Source organism: Corynebacterium sp. KPL2825, assembly GCF_037908445.1.
Taxonomy (GTDB): Bacteria; Actinomycetota; Actinomycetes; order Mycobacteriales; family Mycobacteriaceae; genus Corynebacterium; species Corynebacterium kefirresidentii.
This window is the reverse complement of the sequence record NZ_JBBMGI010000003.1, coordinates 176,266-193,839: the sequence shown is the minus strand read 5'-3', so window position 1 is coordinate 193,839 and position 17,574 is coordinate 176,266. Positions and strand designations below refer to the sequence as shown.

Genomic DNA, 17,574 nt, shown 5'->3' with positions numbered 1-17,574 from the left:
TGGCTATTGAGCCAAGTCATAAGTACTCTGGTTTCTATGGTTGAACCAGATTTTATCGACCCGCCAACACCCACCGTTGGTGAACTTCCCGCAGTGGGAGACCCGCTGCCCGAATTCGAACTCATCGGTACGGACCTGAGTCAGATTAACAATGAGACTTTCGCGGGCACGCGCCTTATTATCTCCATCTTTCCCTCTATCGAAACCCCTTCCTGCCAGGAGCAACTGCGCCGTTTCCATGAGCAGGTTGCGCAGCTAGATAACACTAAGCTTCTTTGCGTTTCTCGTGACTTGCCTTTTACCCTCAAGCGTTTTTGCGCTGCGGAAGGCATTGCTGATGTCATCGCCGCCTCCGCATTTCGATCGGATTTTGGAGAGAAGTTCGGCGTGACCGTACGCGATTCCGTATTGGAAGGCCTCCTTGCCCGCTCCGTGGTCGTGGCCGATGAAAATCACCGGGTGATGCACACACAAATGGTTCCAGGTGTTGTCACCCAGCTTGACTACGAGAAGGTGTGGGATGTTTTGAGCTAGGCCTCACGGCGTTGCTGGTCGAGGTTCATCTACGAAGACGGGGCCGGACGGCTCTTTATTATCTGGGCAGCTAGGGTGGTGGGTATGGAAATTTTCGGTTTTACTGCCGGTCCCTTTCAGACCAATACCTATGTGATTGCGGAGGGCCGTCGCGCCTTTATCGTCGATCCCGGCATGGATGCGATGGAAAAAGTCCTAGAGCATGACTTGGACTATGAGGCTATCGTGCTTACCCACGGCCACATTGACCACACCCGCGACGCCGGATCCCTTGCCGAAAAGCTCGATATCCCTGTTTATATCCACCCCGCTGACAAGTTTATGCTCGCCAGCGGCGAAGGTGTTTCGCCCCAGGCACAGGAGCTTTTCGACGCCGCCCATATGACCCCCATCAACGACGTGCGCGAGCTACAAGACGGAGCAACCCTAGAACTCCTCGGCCACACCTTCAGCTTGAAGCACGCACCCGGGCATTCTCCGGGATGCACCATGATCGTCGCTGAGGACTTTGCCTTAACTGGTGATGTGCTCTTTGCCGGTGCCATTGGTCGCACCGACCTACCTCACTCGGATCCCAAAGCCATGCAGAAGTCCCTCGCGGGACCAGTATGGAGTTTGGCGGATAACCTCGACATTCTGCCCGGCCATGGTCCCACCACAACCATGCGTAAGGAGAGGGCGACCAATCCCTTCTTCGCTACATTGAGGGAGGTACTGTAATACCCGTGAGTAATAAAAAGCAGTTTCAGGCCCTGTCCGCTCCTAAAGGTGTCCCAGACTATTTCCCACCGCAGTCGGCCGCATTCTATAAGGTGCGCCAGACCATGGTGGAGCAGGCACATCTCTCCGGCTTCCAGCACATTGAGCTGCCCATTTTTGAAGACACCGCACTCTTTGCTCGTGGCGTAGGCGAGTCCACCGACGTGGTATCTAAAGAGATGTACACCTTCGCCGATCGCGGTGACCGCTCCGTTACTTTGCGCCCAGAGGGCACCGCCGGCGTGATGCGTTCTGTCATCGAGCACAACTTGGACCGTGGCCAACTGCCCGTGAAGCTTAACTATTTTGGTCCGTTCTTCCGCTACGAACGCCCGCAAGCCGGCCGCTACCGCCAGCTCCAGCAGGTGGGCGTGGAGGCAATTGGTGTCGACGATCCCGCGCTAGACGCCGAGGTCATTGCTTTGGCAGACCGTTCCTTCCGCGCGCTGGGGCTCAGCGGCTTCCGCCTCGAGCTCACCAGCTTAGGCGATCGCAATTGCCGCCCGGCTTACCGGGAGAAGCTGCAGGAGTTCCTCTTTAAGCTCGATTTGGATGAAGAGACCCGCCACCGTGCTGAGATCAATCCTCTGCGTGTGCTGGATGATAAGCGTCCGGAGGTCCAAGAGCAGCTTGTCGATGCCCCCTTGATGCTCGACCACCTTAATGCGGAATGCCGCGAGCATTTCGAGACCGTAACCGGCATGTTGGATGATATGGGCGTAGCTTATGAGATTAATCCGCGCATGGTGCGCGGACTGGATTACTACACTAAGACCTGCTTCGAGTTCGTCCACGACGGCCTTGGTGCGCAGTCAGGTATCGGTGGCGGTGGACGCTACGACGGACTGATGGCCCAGCTAGGAGGCCAAGACCTATCCGGCATCGGCTATGGCTTGGGCGTCGACCGCGCCCTGCTGGCTCTTGAAGCCGAGGGCATCACCCTAGAAGGCGTAGATTCTCGCGTGGACGTCTTTGGCGTGGCGCTGGGTGCCTCTGCAAAGCGCACCATGACCACTCTTATCAATGATCTCCGCAAAGCCGGCATTTCCGCGGATATGTCTTTTGGAGACCGTGGCCTCAAGGGCGCGATGAAGGGTGCGGACCGCGCAGGTGCGCGCTTCGCTCTGGTACTGGGCGAGCAGGAGCTAGAAAACGGCACCGTTGCGCTCAAGGACCTAGCCGCGCACGAGCAGCACGACGTCAATGTCTCTGACCTAGTTTCCGTCCTTACACGCGAAATGCACGGCGAGGCTTAAGTTTCTGTAGCTGGTGGGCATCGCGCTTAGGCGCGGTGCCCTCTTTTAATGCCCGCCAGGTAAAGATCAATAATCTTTTCTTGCAGGTCGGGTTGGTAGGCCTCAACATCGACCTCGCGGGGCCGCGCCAGACTCAGGAGTCCCACAATGAATTCGAGGTGGGTGACTCCGGGTCCGATCTCGCCGTGCTGTTGCCCAAGCTCAATAAACCTGCGCCCATTGCTCTCCAAGAGATCACGCTGAGCGGTTAGCTCGGGGCTCAGAGAATCCAAATCCTGGGGGATGAAGGCAGGGATAAGGGTATTAAGCTCCATGGTAAGGATATGGGTGGCATAGGCGCGGACATAATCATTGCCGGAATGCTTAGGATCCTCAAAGTCAGCGATGAGACGCTGTTGGAACCTCGCAAAGGCATCGCCCATATATTCTGCGCAAGCGCGGATAAGGCTCGCGCGGTTAGGGAAGTTGCGATAGACGGTGGCTACACTCACCCCGGCCTGTGCGGCTACCTTATCCAAAGCGACATTATCGCCGTGGGATCGGAATAACTGACACGCCGCGGCAATAATAGCTGTGCGGCGGTGAAGGGCATCTGCGCGCATGGAGTCTGTTTTAGCACTCCACCTGGGACACACTAAAGCCCATGGTCTTAGCCAATCCGCCCAGGGAGGTTTCCTTGTATTTGGAGAGCATATCGCGGCCGGTCTCTGCCATAGTTTGCACTGCATTATCCAAGGTCACATGATGAGTGCCTTCGCCCATCTTGGCCATGCGTGCGGCATTGATGGATTTAACCGCACCGATCGCATTGCGTTCGATGCACGGAATCTGCACCAATCCGCCAACTGGGTCGCAGGTCAGGCCCAAGTTATGCTCCAATGCGATCTCCGCGGCATTTTCTACCTGCGCCGGAGTAGCGCCGAGCAGCTCTGCCATACCCGCAGCGGCCATAGCGGAGGCGGAACCTACCTCGCCTTGGCAGCCCACCTCAGCTCCCGAGATGGACGCATTTTCTTTGATGATCATGCCGATAGCACCGGCGGTCAATAGGTAGCGCCGGGCGGTAGAACGGGTGAAGTCTGCGCGGAAATCGCGCGCGTAATGCAGTACCGCTGGAATGATGCCGCACGCACCATTGGTCGGTGCGGTAATGACGCGGCCACCGGCCGCGTTTTGCTCATTGACTGCGAGGGCATAGAGGTTAACCCACTCCATGGCGGAGAAACCGCAGCTGGTGTCATCCTGATTTTCCAGCAACTGGGCGTACATCTTTGGGGCGCGACGCGGCACACGCAACCCTCCCGGTAGTAGGCCCTTGGTGGAAATACCTTCGGTCACACACTCCCGCATGATGTCCCAGACCAGATCAAGGTGCCGCAAAACGAATTCGGCGCCGCCCTCGTCACGGTGCAAGGCTTCTTCGTTGGCTAGCACAATCTCCCAGATTGCCTTGTCATGAGCCTCGCACAGATTGAGCAATTCTTCGCCCGTGGTGAAATGATAAGGAACGGTGTCATCAACCTGCGCTGCGGCTACGCCAGCGGGCACCTCATTGCTTTCGGCGACTTCTGCATCAAGCTCGGAGCGAGAGAGAATAAAGCCGCCGCCGACAGAAAAGTACTCTTCTTTTTCTGCGATGAGGTTGCCACTTTCGTCCCAAGCACTAAAAATCATGCCATTGGGGTGTTGAGGAAGTGGCTCGTTATCAAAGACGATCTCATAGTCCACCGTGCCGCGGGGGCCAGAAATGGATCCTTCACTGGGGATAAATCCACCTGCGTGCGGCTCGGCGTCGATAGGCACGCTCAGTGGATCCCAGCCAGCGAGACCGAGGATGACCGCGCGGTCAGAGGCATGCCCGCGGCCAGTGGCGGAAAGAGAACCACGCAACTCGGTATACACCTTCGCCGGGTGCTTCTCGAGGGAATCGAGGAATTGCTTAGCCGCGCGCATAGGCCCAACGGTGTGCGAAGAGGACGGGCCGATGCCGATGGAGAAGATGTCCGTGACGCTAATTGTCATAGTTAAGCTGTGCCGAACCTTTCTGGGTGGATATGTGTTTGGCTCCTAGGGGCTTTTCTCGTATCAAGGGGCAAAGCCGGAAGCGAGGGGAGAGGCAAATTTTCTGTGCCCAGCGTAGCGAAAGTCACACCTTCTATCAATCGCCGCCTATGCGAAGTACAGACCGCGGCCTGTGGCCTAGTCGCCGTATCCATTCAGGAGCTTTCCCAAGGGGATGAAGTTCTCCTTGGCTAGCCGCACAGTAGAACGGCCACCCAACCCCTCCAGCTCGCCAGCGATTCCAGACACCCTGTCCCTGGGGGCAACCATTTGGTCAGCTAGCTGAATGGCAGAGCGTTCAATGCGGGTGACAATGCGTTCTCCTTCTGGAGTGCCCAAGTCTTCCGCAGCCTGAAAAACTCCCGTTGGCACGATATTTGCGTGGAGTTGATTAAACAGTGGGCGAAGCGCGTAATCCAAAATTAGGGAGTGGCGCGAAGAACCAGCTGTAGCTGCGATAATGGTGGGAAGATCGTCTAGTGCATGGGGCTTCAAGGTATCAAAGAACATCTTGAAGAGGCCTGAGTAGCTTCCCTGAAATACAGGGGTGACGGCAATAAGTCCATCGGCCTGAGCAATGCACTCTTGGGCCCGGGCCAACTCCGGCGTCGACGCAGTCCGATCTGTCATGGCAGTAGCTAGTTCGAAAGCCAGATCGCGAATCTCAATGACGTCGATCTGGGTCCCTTCACCGCGCGCGGAGATTTTGGCGCGGGTAGCCTCTGCAAGCATGTCTGCCAGCCGGCGAGAGGAAGACGGTTGCGATAAGCCAGCTGAAATAACGAGTAGGGAGCGCATAACTAGTGTTCCTTTCCAGGGCTGACCTGCAGGTGAGAAGAATTGGGCTCAGCGAGCAAGCTAGCGTGCGTCGGCGGGTGAGAAGGAACGTGGCTGGGACGGCGTTGTTCAAAGCGTCGTCGCAGCTCGGGGACTACTTGGGTGCCAAGGATTTCTATCTGCTCGAGGACTACTTCTTGCGGTAGCCCGGCATGATCGATGAGGAAAAGCTGACGCTGGTAGTCCCCGGCCCAGTCAGCAAAACTGAGGGTCTTTTCAATTACTTGCTCCACGGTGCCAACGGTCAATGGGGTCTGGGCCGTGAATTCTTCGAGGCTGGGGCCGTGTCCATAGACCGGGGCATTGTCGAAGTAGGGGCGGAAGAAATCTTTAGCCTCTTGCTCGGTATCGCCGATAAAGACCTGGCCACCAAGGCCTACAATCGCTTGGTCCGCTTGGCCGTGGCCGTAGCTTGCAAAACGACGGCGGTAGAGATCTACCATCTGAGCAGTGTGTTCCTTATTCCAAAAGATATTGTTATGGAAGAAACCATCGCCGTAATAAGCAGCTTGCTCGGCAATTTGCGGCGAACGAATTGAGCCGTGCCAGACAAAGGGTGGAATTCCATCCAGCGGCGCCGGGGTGGCGGTAAACCCTTCCAAGCCTGTGCGGAACTTTCCTTGCCAATTAACAACTGGCTCGCGCCAGAGCCTGCGCAGCAGGTGATAATTTTCAATAGCCAAGGAAATGCCCTGCTGGATATCCTTGCCAAACCACGGATAGACCGGGCCCGTATTTCCGCGGCCCAGCATGAGGTCTACTCGTCCTTGTGCAAGGTGCTGCAGGAAGGCATAGTCCTCTGCGATCTTGACCGGGTCATTTGTAGTAATAAGAGTCGTTGCAGTCGAGAGCTGCAAGCGCTTAGTCTGCGCGGCGATATAGGCCAAGTGCGTGGTAGGTGAGGACGGCACGAAGGGCGGGTTGTGGTGCTCGCCGGTGGCAAAGACATCAAGGCCTACCTCCTCGGCCTTGAGTGCAATCTCCGTTAAGTTGCGGATGCGCTCGGCCTCAGAGGGAGTTTTTCCTGAGTTGGGGTCAGTGGTTAAATCCCCGATACTGAAGATGCCGAAGTGCATGGTTACCTTTCTCTGCGGTGCCCAGGGGTAAAAGACGCAGTGTGAACGGCTGGCGAATCATTCCCATTCTAGGGCATCCATTAGTACCGGTAGGTCCGCCGGTGCAACCAACCACAGCGGAGTCTCATTTACTTTGCCGTGTTCTGTGATGACGGCTGCGCACGGGCGGTTCCCCAGGCTATCGGTTTCTGATGGGCAATCCATCGGTTCCTGCACACTTACCGTGCGGGCCAGAAAGATGGCGCGATCGCTGGGCTCTTGATACCTCGCTCTATCCGCACTGTCGGCGGCATCGAGTTTGTGCTTATCGCTGAAATCCGCGGCGACCCATCGATGCGGCTGCAGGACGCGAAGGGTCTCGGGAGGGGACACCACTATGTCCCGGAGGGTGGAAATCTGCTGTACCACTGCTGCGTGCGGCTGAGCGATGAGCTCTGATTTGTAATAGCGGGCGTGGGAAAGGAGTTCTTTGCGTTCACAATGGAGCGCAGGGTTTTAAGGTCATGAAAGCGACCAAGAATGCACTAGCTCGGTGAATGGTGATAGGTGCCAGTGTGGAGAAAGGTGGAAAGGGAGGGCGTCGCCAAGCGCGGAGTGCTTGCAGCGCCCTGGGATAGGGATAAGAAAATCCGCTAGCCCCGGCACAGTCGGTATGGCTAGCGGAGGTGGAGAGTCGGTCTTGGCTCTTAGAGGATAGGCGGCGGCCAAAAGTAGTTTTTAGCCGCGGTAAGCGCCGCGCTCCAAGGTGTCGCACTGGGACATCTTGCCGGAGTTATAGCCAGCGAGGAATGCCTTCTCGCGTTGTTCAGAAGAGCCATGGGTCCAGGAGTCAGGCTGGACCTGGCCGCCGGAACGGCGTTGAATATTGTCATCGCCCACCGCTTGGGCAGCGGCGACAGCATCCGAGACCTGTTCTTTGGTAATGGGCTCTAGCAAGGGGTTGTCACCCTTGTCGGCGTAGGAGGCCCACAGCCCGGCGTAGCAGTCAGCCTGCAGCTCGATCTTTACGGCGTTGGAATCGGCGCCGGGGTTGTTATAGTCCGACAAGCCGAGGGTGCCCTCCAGGTTTTGAATGTGGTGGCCAAACTCGTGGGCCACGATGTACATGCGGGCCAAAGGGGCATTTTCCGCGCCGAAATTGCGCAGGGAATCAAAGAACTCGGTATCGAAGTAGGCGGACTCATCGCGTGGGCAATAGAAGGGGCCGGTAGAAGAGGATGCCGCGCCGCATCCGGTATTAACGCCACCGTGGAAGACCACGCGCTCCGGTTCGGTGTATTGGATATTTGCCTGTTCTGGCAGCACCTTGGACCAAACGTTGTCCACGCTGCGGCCGGTGAACTCTACCAGGCATTCATCTTTGGTATTGCCATCTTCTGCAGTTTTGCATTCTGGGCTATCGCCCTGCGCGGCGCCATCGGACTGAGACTGTTCGTTGCCTAAAATCGCGCCCAAGTCTGAGGGGTTACCGCCAAGTAGGAAGAAAAGGCCAAGCAAAACAATCGAGCCGACGCCACCGCCGATGGCGATGCCACCGCCGCCGCCACCGGAACGAGTTTCCTTGCCGCCGAAATCGGCACCAGATCTAAAAGTCATGTCTAAATAGTGCCACATGGCCCCCTTAAAACACAGGATGAAGATGGGTACACAAGGGGGCAAGGAAACAGGGGGAGGAAGCAACCTTTTCCGCTTTCGGGGCGGTGCTGCGTCTACCTTACTACGCTGCATGTACCGGTAGGGATGTAGGATTGTGCACGTTCCTAGTCTTGTGCTTGGTTTGGCGCGCGCTGTTTACGCGTGGCGGGACCCGCAAGTGACACAATTTTCAGAAGGGATTGAACAACAGTGCTGCGTACCCACTTAGCTGGTGAGCTCCGCAAAGAACTCGCAGGAGAGACCGTCACCCTAACCGGTTGGGTTTCCCGCCGCCGCGATCACGGTGGTGTGATATTCATTGACCTGCGCGATCGCTCTGGCATCGCCCAGGTTGTCTTCCGTGAATCTGACGTGGCAGAACGCGCCCACGACCTGCGCTCCGAATACTGCGTGAAGGTTACCGGTACCGTAGAGCCACGCCCGGAAGGCTCTGAGAACCCCAACCTGCCGTCCGGCGAGATTGAGGTCAATGTCGCGGATCTCGAGGTGCTCAATAAATCTGCAGCGCTGCCGTTCCAGGTTGATGATCCTTCGACCTCGGGTGAGGTAGGCGAGGAGACTCGCTTGAAGTACCGCTACTTGGACCTGCGCCGTGAGCGCCAGGCGAAGGCCCTGCGCCTGCGTTCTGCTGCTAACCGTGCAGCCCGCAAGGTGCTGGATTCTCATGACTTTGCAGAAATTGAGACTCCGACCTTGACTCGTTCCACCCCGGAGGGTGCGCGTGACTTCCTGGTGCCGGCGCGCTTGAAGCCAGGCACGTGGTACGCACTGCCACAGTCCCCGCAGCTGTTCAAGCAGCTGCTCATGGTCGCTGGCATGGAGCGCTACTACCAGATTGCTCGTTGCTACCGCGATGAGGATTTCCGCGCCGACCGCCAGCCGGAGTTTACGCAGCTGGACGTGGAGATGTCCTTTGTAGACCAGGACGATGTCATCGCCTTGGCAGAAGAGATCGTTACCGAGCTGTGGAAGCTCATTGGCTACGAGATTAAGACTCCTATCCCGCGCATGACCTACGCTGATGCGATGAAGTACTACGGCTCTGATAAGCCAGACCTGCGCTTCGACATCAAGATTGTAGAGTGCACCGAGTTCTTTAAGGACACCACCTTCCGCGTCTTCCAGAATGAATACGTGGGCGCTGTGGTTATGGAGGGCGGCGCCTCCCAGCCGCGCCGTCAGTTTGATGCTTGGCAGGACTGGGCTAAGCAGCGCGGTGCGAAGGGCTTGGCTTATATCACCGTGGGTGAGGACGGCACATTGGGCGGCCCGGTAGCTAAGAACATTACCGACGCCGAGCGCGAGGGCATCGCCGAGCACGTCGGCGCCAAGCCAGGCGATGCCATCTTCTTTGCCGCTGGCGACACCAAGTCTTCACGTGCCCTGCTGGGTGCTGCGCGCGGCGAGATTGCAAAGAAGCTGGACCTTATCAAGGAAGGCGACTGGGCCTTTACGTGGGTTGTTGATGCCCCGCTCTTCGAGCCTTCTGCCGACGCAACCGCGTCCGGTGACGTCGCTTTGGGTCACTCCAAGTGGACCGCGGTCCACCATGCCTTCACCTCCCCGAAGCCGGAGTGGATTGATTCCTTTGACCAGAACCCGGGCGAGGCTACCGCCTACGCTTATGACATTGTCTGCAACGGCAATGAGATTGGCGGCGGTTCCATCCGTATCCACCAGGAAGACGTGCAAAAGCGCGTCTTTGATGTCATGGGAATTGGGGACGAGGAAGCTCAGGAGAAGTTTGGCTTCCTGCTCGATGCCTTCTCTTATGGCGCCCCGCCACACGGCGGCATCGCCTTTGGCTGGGACCGCATTGTCTCCCTGCTGGGCGGCTTCGACTCCATCCGCGACGTCATTGCGTTCCCGAAGTCCGGCGGCGGCGTAGACCCGCTTACCGATGCCCCTGCACCAATCCCTGCCGCACAGCGCAAGGAAACCGGCGTAGACTACAAGCCGGAAAAGAAGAAGGAACAGGACAAGGCCGGTTCCACTGCGGGAGAGACTGCTGAGGAGAAATAAGCAGATAGCTTGAACCTCAGCCGCTGAGGCACACCGTGCGGGGCACATCGTAGGCCGTGGCCATTTTCGCTGCGGGCGAACTTGTGGCCCCGCTTTGGTGTGAGGGGGCATACTGGATAGAACTATGGATGAAAACGATACTGTGCTATCGCCCGAGGACGTCATCAAGGCCGCCTCGGAGATGTTGTCGCGCCGTTTTGGTGGCACCCCGGAGATGTCGAGCGTAGAGCGCTTGGACGGCTCCGGCAATGCAATGGTCCTGCGCGCAAGGATTGCCCCCGGCGCCTTCCTGCCTCACCGCTCGGTAGTCATTAAATACAACCCGGTCACAGGCTATGGCGTTGATGATGCCGCAATGCTGCGTGAGGTTGTGGCTTATCAATTTACTACCGCGTTATCTGAAGATGTGCGCCCTGGCCCGGTGCTGCTCGCTCATGATTTAGATAAGCGCATTATCGTTTTGACGGACTTGGGAGAGGGCGAAACGCTTGCCGATGTCCTGGTTCAATCCACCGATGCCGACCGCGTCCGAGTGCTGCGCTCGCTGGGCAGCGCACTGGGCCACATGCATGCGGGGACCGCCGGGCATGAGCAGGATTATGAAACCTTGCTTAGCCGCATGTTGCGCAAGAACCCGGAATTGGCCCCGCACCAATCCGTGCGTGATGAGGCATTGGAAGGCTCCATCGGAATCGGCCTTGATTTGCTGGATACGGCAGGGCTCGAAGCCCCCGAAAGCTTCCGTGAGCTAGCAAGGCAAGCAGCCAGGTCTTTGGCCTCCGGAAAAGACCGGGCCTTTACCCCCTTTGACCTTTCTCCAGATAATATTATCGTCTCGCAGCACCTGCACTTCTTGGATTATGAATGGGCGGGATTCCGCAATGTGGGCTTCGATGTAGCCTGCGTTATTGCCGGTTTCCCACAGTTCCTGTTTTCTAAGCCGATTACGGACGAGGAGGCAGATATTTTTATCTCCGCCTGGTCTCGTGCGGTAGCAGACGTGTGGCCGCTGTTTTCTGATCCGGAAGAGATCCATGGACTCATCGTGGCTTCACTTATCGGCTGGGCGCTGTCGAGCGTGACCACCATGCAAGCAGGCGGCATTGAAGGGCTGGTGGCCTTGGTCAGGGGAGAAGCCGAGGTCTTCCACGATCCGCAGCATTCGATCTTGCGCCCGGCCGATCACGGGCCGTTTACGGAAGATGAATTGCTGGTACGCCGCGATCTGTACGAAACCTTTGAGGCGCTGTCGCGCTATGCCGCGCGCTGCGACGGCCCCGCCTGCGCACCCATCGCAGAGTTTGGCAGCGCAATTGCGCGTCGCTTGGATGATGAATAGATAACTTTGATGTGCCCGCACACTGCTAGGAGGTAGGTTTTTAGTGTCTCAAGACTCACTCTTTGGCGGGCCCACTCCCGGGGACAATGCCGCGTCTTTGCCTGGGAAGAACCTCTTTGCCACCCACGCAGGATCGCCGCTGGCGGCGCGCATGCGCCCGCAGAGCTTGGATGAAGTGGTCGGACAAGACCACCTTTTGGCTCCTGGCAAGCCATTGCGCCGCCTAGTGGAAGGCTCAGGGGAGGCCTCTGTCATTTTGTATGGCCCGCCAGGTACTGGCAAGACCACGATTGCCTCTCTTATTGCGAGCCAGATGGGGCAGAATTTTGTGGGTCTATCCGCGCTCGATTCGGGCGTGAAGCAGGTCCGCGAGGTCATCACCCACGCCCGGCAAGAGCTCATTCACGGGCGCCGGACGGTGCTTTTTATCGATGAGGTACATCGATTTTCTAAAACCCAACAGGATGCGCTGCTCGCGGCCGTGGAAAACCGCACCGTACTGCTCGTGGCGGCGACGACGGAAAATCCCTCATTTTCCGTTGTGGCGCCGCTCCTGTCGCGCTCGCTGCTTTTGCAGCTGCATTCGCTAAGCGACGACGACCTAAGGGGCGTCGCCAAACGCGCGCTAGAAAGCGATCGAGGCTTGGGCGAGCGCAAGATTCGGATCGCCGACGAGGCCTTGGAGCAGCTAGTTCTTTTGGCCGGCGGTGATGCGCGGCGCACATTGACCTACCTGGAGGCGGCGGCCGAGGCGGTCGCCGACGGCGGGGAAATTACCGCACAGACGGTCACAGACAACGTCAATAAGGCGGTCGTGCGCTATGACCGCGACGGCGACCAACACTACGATGTGGTCTCTGCGTTTATTAAATCCATTCGTGGTTCCGATGTTGATGCTGCGCTGCACTATCTAGCCCGCATGGTGGAAGCGGGAGAGGATCCGCGCTTTATAGCGCGCAGGCTCATAGTGCATGCCTCCGAAGACATCGGTATGGCCGATCCCACTGCGCTCCAGGTAGCTGTGGCGGCGGCCGAGGCCGCACAGCTCATCGGAATGCCGGAGGCGAGAATTCCCTTGGCGCAGGCCACCATCCATCTGGCCACCGCGCCGAAGTCTCCATCAGTAATCTCCGCCATCACGCAGGCCCAGGCAGATGTGGCCGCCGGCAAGGTGGGCCACGTGCCGGCGCATCTGCGCGATGGACACTACGAGGGCGCAAAGCGGATGGGAAATGCCGTGGGCTATGTTTACCCCCACGATGATCCCCGCGGCGTAGTAGAACAGCAATACCTGCCCGATGAGTTGGAAGGCTCCGTATATTATGAACCCACCGATCATGGAGCTGAAAAGCGCGTTTATGACTATATAGGCCGCTTGCGCAGCATTATTCGCGGCAAGCGTTCTCTCGGTAAAAACGCTCGCCGGCCGCGCTGATACCTACCCAAGGGAAATTGCGGTGCGGCGAAGGGTAAAGTTGGGCGGGTTAGAAACTTCTCGATAGAAGATGAAAGCTCATACAGTTAGGATTGTTGCTCGTGAAGACTCATGAGATCCGGGAACGGTTTACCCAGCACTTCGTCAATTCTGGTCACGAGGCGGTACCAAGTGCCTCGCTGATCCTGGATGACCCTAACCTGCTTTTCGTAAACGCGGGCATGGTTCCATTCAAGCCCTACTTCCTGGGCCAGCAGAATCCGCCCTTTGCCAAGGGGCTAGCCACCTCTATTCAGAAGTGCGTGCGCACCCTTGATATTGAAGAGGTGGGCATTACCACCCGCCACAACACCTTCTTCCAGATGGCCGGAAACTTCTCCTTTGGCCAGTACTTCAAGGAAGGCGCCATCACCAATGCCTGGACCTTGCTTACCCGCTCCGTTGAGGAGGGCGGTTTTGGTTTAGACCCAGAACGCTTGTGGGTGACGGTGTACCTGGATGATGATGAGGCCGCCGAAATCTGGCGCGATAAGATTGGCGTTCCTGAAGAGCGCATTCAGCGCCTCGGCATGGAGGATAACTACTGGTCCATGGGTATCCCTGGACCATGTGGCCCGTGCTCCGAGATTTATTTCGATCGCGGTCCTGAGTACGGCAAGGACGGCGGACCCATTGCCGATGATAACCGCTACATGGAGATCTGGAACTTGGTCTTCATGCAAAACGAACGCGGCGAGGGCATTGGTAAGGGCAATTTTGAAATCGTTGGCGAGCTGCCCAAGAAGAACATCGATACTGGCCTTGGCATCGAGCGCGTGGCCTGCATTTTGCAGGGCGTAGACAACGTCTACGAAACAGACCTGCTGCGTCCAGTCATTGACGTAGCTGAGGAACTTACCGGTGCCACCTACGGCGATAAAGCCTCTCAGGAAGACAATATCCGCTTCCGAGTGGTAGCGGACCACTCCCGCACCGGCATGATGCTCATCTTGGATGGCGTAACCCCGGGCAATGAGGGCCGCGGATATATCCTGCGTCGCCTGCTGCGCCGCATTATCCGTTCCGCCAAGCTGCTGGGCGCTACCGGTGCCACCATGGAGCGCTTCATGAACACGGTCATGGATACCATGACTCCGTCTTATCCGGAGATTGCGGACAACCGTGAGCGCATTCTGCGCGTGGCCGTCAACGAAGAAAAGGCCTTCCTCAAGACTCTGGAGTCCGGAACCCGCCTCTTCGACGATGCCGTGCAGGAGCTCAAGTCCACCTCTCGCGCGAAGACCGCAAAGGTCCTGCCTGGTGAGAAGGCCTTTGAGCTGCACGATACCTATGGTTTCCCCATCGACTTGACGCTGGAAATGGCCCAGGAAGCGGGCCTTGAGGTGGACATGGATGGCTTCAACGATGCCATGGGTGAGCAGCGCCGCCGCGCCAAGGCCGATAACCAGGCCAAGAAGCACGGGCACACTGACCTTTCCCTCTACCGCGACTGGGTAGACAATAACCCCACCGTCTTCACCGGCTACGAGGAGCTTACTTCCGACGCCCGCGTGATCGGCCTTGTCCGCGGCGGAGAAAAGGTCGATGAAGTCCACGAGGGTGAAGAGGTCGAGGTCATTTTGGACCACACCCCACTTTATGCCGAGGCGGGCGGCCAGATGGCTGATCGCGGGCGCATTGTGGCCGGCGAGTCCTTGCTGGAGGTCAATGACGTCCAAAAGATTGGCAAGAAGCTGTGGGTCCACAAAGCCACGGTTACGGCTGGCGGCCTAGACCTGGGCATGTCGGTTGAGGCGGGCGTCGACGAGCAGTGGCGCCACGGCGCTGCCCAGGCTCACTCTGCTACGCACCTCATTCACGCCGCACTGCGCCAGGTGCTTGGCCCCACCGCGGTCCAGGCTGGTTCTATGAACCGCCCGGGTTACCTACGGTTTGACTTCAACTACACCGAACAGCTCAGCCAGGCCCAGCTGGAAGAAATTGCCTTGATTACCAACCAGGCAATTGACTCCAATTTTGCCGTCAACACCATCGAGACCTCCTTGGAAGAGGCTAAGGCCATGGGCGCCATGGCGCTCTTTGGTGAGAACTACGGCAAGGAAGTCCGCGTGGTAGAAATCGGCGGACCGTTCTCCATCGAGCTATGCGGCGGTACCCACGTGGGATCCTCCGCTGAAATCGGCCCGGTTTCCGTGCTGGGTGAATCTTCCGTAGGCTCTGGCGCTCGCCGCATTGAGGCTTACTCCGGTATGGATGCCTTCCGTTACTACTCCAAGGAAACCGCCTTGGTGGAAGGAGTCTCCCGCGAGCTTAAGGTGCAGACCGAGGACCTGCCTGAGCGCATTGCTCAGCTATCTGAGAAGCTCAAGGCAGCAGAAAAGGAAATCGAAACCCTGCGCAAGCAGCAGCTGGCTGCGCGTGCCTCCGAGTTTGTCGGCGCCGCCAAGGACATCAATGGTTTCAAGGTTATTGCGCTGACGTTGCCGGATGGAACCACCGGTGGGGACCTGCGCACCGTGGCTACGGACCTGCGTAACCGCCTGCGCGAGGAAGAAGCCGTCATCGTCTTGGGCGCCCAGGACAAGGGCAAGTTCCCGTTCATCGTGGCAGCCACCGACAAGGCCGTCGAACGCGGTGTGAAGTCCGGGGACGTCGTCAAGCAATTTGGCCAGTACGTTGATGGCCGCGGCGGCGGTAAGCCGGACATGGCCCAGGGCTCCGGTTCTTCAGCTGCAGGTGCAGAGCGCGGCTTTGCCGCCGTCGAGGATATGCTCGAGTCCCTGTAGGAGTTCGAACGTGGCACAAGTGGAACCAGATATCCCCGGGGTTGATGATCCGGGGCAGGGCCGCCGGCTCGCGCTTGACGTCGGTACTGTGCGCATCGGCGTAGCAGTGTCCAATAGGGAAGCAACGCTTGCCACCCCAGTGGAGACCGTTCACCGCGAAACCGGGTTTAAGGACCGCGATAAGGGTGATATCGACCGGATCCTAGAATTGATTGATTTTTATGAGGCGGTCGAGGTCATCGTGGGGCTGCCACGAGATTTGCAGGGAAATGGCTCAAAAAGCGTAAAACATGCTAAAGAAATTGCGTTTCGGATCCGCCGTCGGTTGAATCGAAATGCAAATATGGATAAAGTTCCACCACCAGTACGTTTGGCTGATGAGCGTTTGACTACCGTGGCAGCGACCACCGCGCTGCGCGCGTCAGGCGTGTCCGAAAAGAAGGGCCGTAAAGTCATCGACCAAGCAGCAGCGGTGGAGATATTGCAGACATGGTTGGACGGGCGTGCAAATGCTCTCCGTCCAAGGGATGCAATAGATCAGCCTTCAAACTCAGGAGACTAAAACAAGTGAGCCGTAATCAAGAACGTCTCGGTCGATCGATGGAGCCGAAACACGTCAAGCGCCGCCAGCGCGGCATTGCCGTTATCATTGCGTCGATCATCGTTATCCTTGGTGCCCTTATCTACATCGGATTCCGTCTCGGCAATACCTCTGCCGATTATGAGGGAACCGGCAACGGTACCACCCAGCTGGTGGAGGTGCCGGAAGGCTCGTCGATGTCCGAGCTCGGTCCTGCACTGGTGGAAAAGAATGTGGTCAAGACCCAAGACGCCTTTGACTCTGCTGCGTCTATGAACCATAGCGCAAGCCAAATCCAACCTGGCTTCTACCGTCTGCAGGAAGAGATGAGTGCCAACGCCGCGGTAGAGGCGCTATTGGATAAGAATAACCGCGTCGACATGCTCGAAGTCCAAGGCGGCGCAACCTTGGAGGACGTCAAGGTTGTTGGTGGAGACGTTCGTTATGGCATCTACTCCTTGATTTCTGAGGTCAGCTGCAACGATGGCAACTGCCTGAAGAAGGAAGACCTAGAAAAGGTCGCTGCGGAAACTGATCCTGCTGAGCTGGGTGCGCCACAGTGGGCACTCGCGGCCATCAACAAGCGCGGCAACGATCCTAAGCGCATTGAGGGCCTTATCGCTCCAGGCCAGTACGTCCTGGACCCCAATATGGAGGCCAAGGATATTTTGAAGGACCTCATTACCCGCTCTACCAAGCGCTACAACGAGACCAAGATCGAAGAACGCGCCCAGGCTATCGGTCTGAGCCCTTATGAGCTGCTTACTTCCGCATCCCTAGTGGAGCGCGAGGCGCCAGCAGGTGAGTTCGACAAGGTCGCCCGCGTCATCCTCAACCGTCTGGACGAGCCGATGCGCTTGGAGTTTGACTCCACCGTGAACTATGGCTTGGAAGACGTTGAGCTGGCCACCACCGATAAGGCCCGTGAGGAAAAGACTCCGTGGAATACCTACGCAAAAGAGGGCCTGCCGGATACCCCGATTGCTTCTCCTTCGGATGATGCAATCAAGGCCATGGAGCAGCCTGCTGAGGGCAATTGGAAGTTCTTTGTCACCGTGGACGAAGAAGGCACCACCGTCTTCTCCGATACCTACGATGAGCACTTGGGCCGCGTTGATGACGCCATCCGCTCCGGCGTGCTTGACTCCAAGCGCGAAGGGGAGGGCGCTGGTTCCGGCAACGGCGACGCCGCTGCCGAGCAGCCCGCCAAATAAAGTCGCAAAACCACGAAGA

General features: G+C 57.9%; 14 protein-coding genes. 9 read left to right on the top strand and 5 right to left on the bottom strand.

Annotated features, from left to right (window positions below; all coding sequences use genetic code 11):
• The first annotated feature begins 36 nt into the window (after positions 1-36).
• From tpx to hisS, 3 genes are all read left to right on the top strand, one after another.
• Positions 37-534: a thiol peroxidase gene (gene tpx / locus WMQ00_RS03830; protein ID WP_200287423.1), complete on the top strand. Its 498-nt coding sequence runs from the start codon at positions 37-39 to the stop codon at positions 532-534.
• An 84-nt stretch (positions 535-618) separates the two neighbouring features.
• On the top strand, positions 619-1,254 hold the full coding sequence (locus WMQ00_RS03825) for an MBL fold metallo-hydrolase (protein WP_200287425.1): 636 nt from the start codon (positions 619-621) through the stop codon (positions 1,252-1,254).
• 5 nt (positions 1,255-1,259) lie between these two features.
• Positions 1,260-2,549, top strand: coding sequence for a histidine--tRNA ligase (gene hisS / locus WMQ00_RS03820; RefSeq protein WP_049360699.1), 1,290 nt, complete (start codon positions 1,260-1,262; stop codon positions 2,547-2,549).
• A 26-nt stretch (positions 2,550-2,575) separates the two neighbouring features.
• Here hisS and WMQ00_RS03815 read toward each other — a convergent pair whose 3' ends face one another.
• The 5 genes from WMQ00_RS03815 to ypfJ all read right to left on the bottom strand — a co-directional run bounded on the left by WMQ00_RS03815 (position 2,576) and on the right by ypfJ (position 8,119).
• On the bottom strand, positions 2,576-3,151 hold the full coding sequence (locus tag WMQ00_RS03815; protein ID WP_023021447.1) for a TetR/AcrR family transcriptional regulator: 576 nt from the start codon (positions 3,149-3,151) through the stop codon (positions 2,576-2,578).
• A gap of 10 nt (positions 3,152-3,161) precedes the next feature.
• A complete protein-coding gene (locus WMQ00_RS03810) occupies positions 3,162-4,571 on the bottom strand; it encodes an L-serine ammonia-lyase (RefSeq protein ID WP_023027859.1) in 1,410 nt (469 codons plus the stop codon).
• 177 nt (positions 4,572-4,748) lie between these two features.
• Entirely contained in the window at positions 4,749-5,408 is a 660-nt protein-coding gene (locus WMQ00_RS03805) for an FMN reductase (RefSeq protein WP_023021449.1), read from the bottom strand.
• Between the two features lie 2 nt (positions 5,409-5,410).
• Complete coding sequence (locus WMQ00_RS03800; RefSeq protein ID WP_340440679.1) at positions 5,411-6,523, bottom strand: LLM class flavin-dependent oxidoreductase; 1,113 nt, start codon at positions 6,521-6,523, stop codon at positions 5,411-5,413.
• Between the two features lie 717 nt (positions 6,524-7,240).
• Complete coding sequence (gene ypfJ, locus WMQ00_RS03795; protein ID WP_340440678.1) at positions 7,241-8,119, bottom strand: KPN_02809 family neutral zinc metallopeptidase; 879 nt, start codon at positions 8,117-8,119, stop codon at positions 7,241-7,243.
• 249 nt (positions 8,120-8,368) lie between these two features.
• On the opposite strand from ypfJ, the gene aspS reads away from it, so the two are divergent.
• From aspS to mltG, 6 genes are all read left to right on the top strand, one after another.
• Positions 8,369-10,201, top strand: coding sequence for an aspartate--tRNA ligase (gene aspS, locus WMQ00_RS03790; RefSeq protein ID WP_023021453.1), 1,833 nt, complete (start codon positions 8,369-8,371; stop codon positions 10,199-10,201).
• A 124-nt stretch (positions 10,202-10,325) separates the two neighbouring features.
• The gene (locus WMQ00_RS03785) at positions 10,326-11,540 is read left to right on the top strand and encodes a phosphotransferase (RefSeq protein ID WP_239204067.1); all 1,215 of its coding nucleotides are present in this window, start codon (positions 10,326-10,328) and stop codon (positions 11,538-11,540) included.
• Between the two features lie 43 nt (positions 11,541-11,583).
• On the top strand, positions 11,584-12,975 hold the full coding sequence (locus tag WMQ00_RS03780) for a replication-associated recombination protein A (RefSeq protein ID WP_200287433.1): 1,392 nt from the start codon (positions 11,584-11,586) through the stop codon (positions 12,973-12,975).
• A gap of 101 nt (positions 12,976-13,076) precedes the next feature.
• A complete protein-coding gene (gene alaS / locus WMQ00_RS03775) occupies positions 13,077-15,761 on the top strand; it encodes an alanine--tRNA ligase (RefSeq protein WP_340440677.1) in 2,685 nt (894 codons plus the stop codon).
• Positions 15,762-15,771: 10 nt separating this feature from the next.
• Positions 15,772-16,323: a Holliday junction resolvase RuvX gene (gene ruvX, locus WMQ00_RS03770; protein WP_023021457.1), complete on the top strand. Its 552-nt coding sequence runs from the start codon at positions 15,772-15,774 to the stop codon at positions 16,321-16,323.
• A 38-nt stretch (positions 16,324-16,361) separates the two neighbouring features.
• Complete coding sequence (gene mltG / locus WMQ00_RS03765) at positions 16,362-17,555, top strand: endolytic transglycosylase MltG (RefSeq protein ID WP_340440683.1); 1,194 nt, start codon at positions 16,362-16,364, stop codon at positions 17,553-17,555.
• Positions 17,556-17,574: the final 19 nt, after the last annotated feature.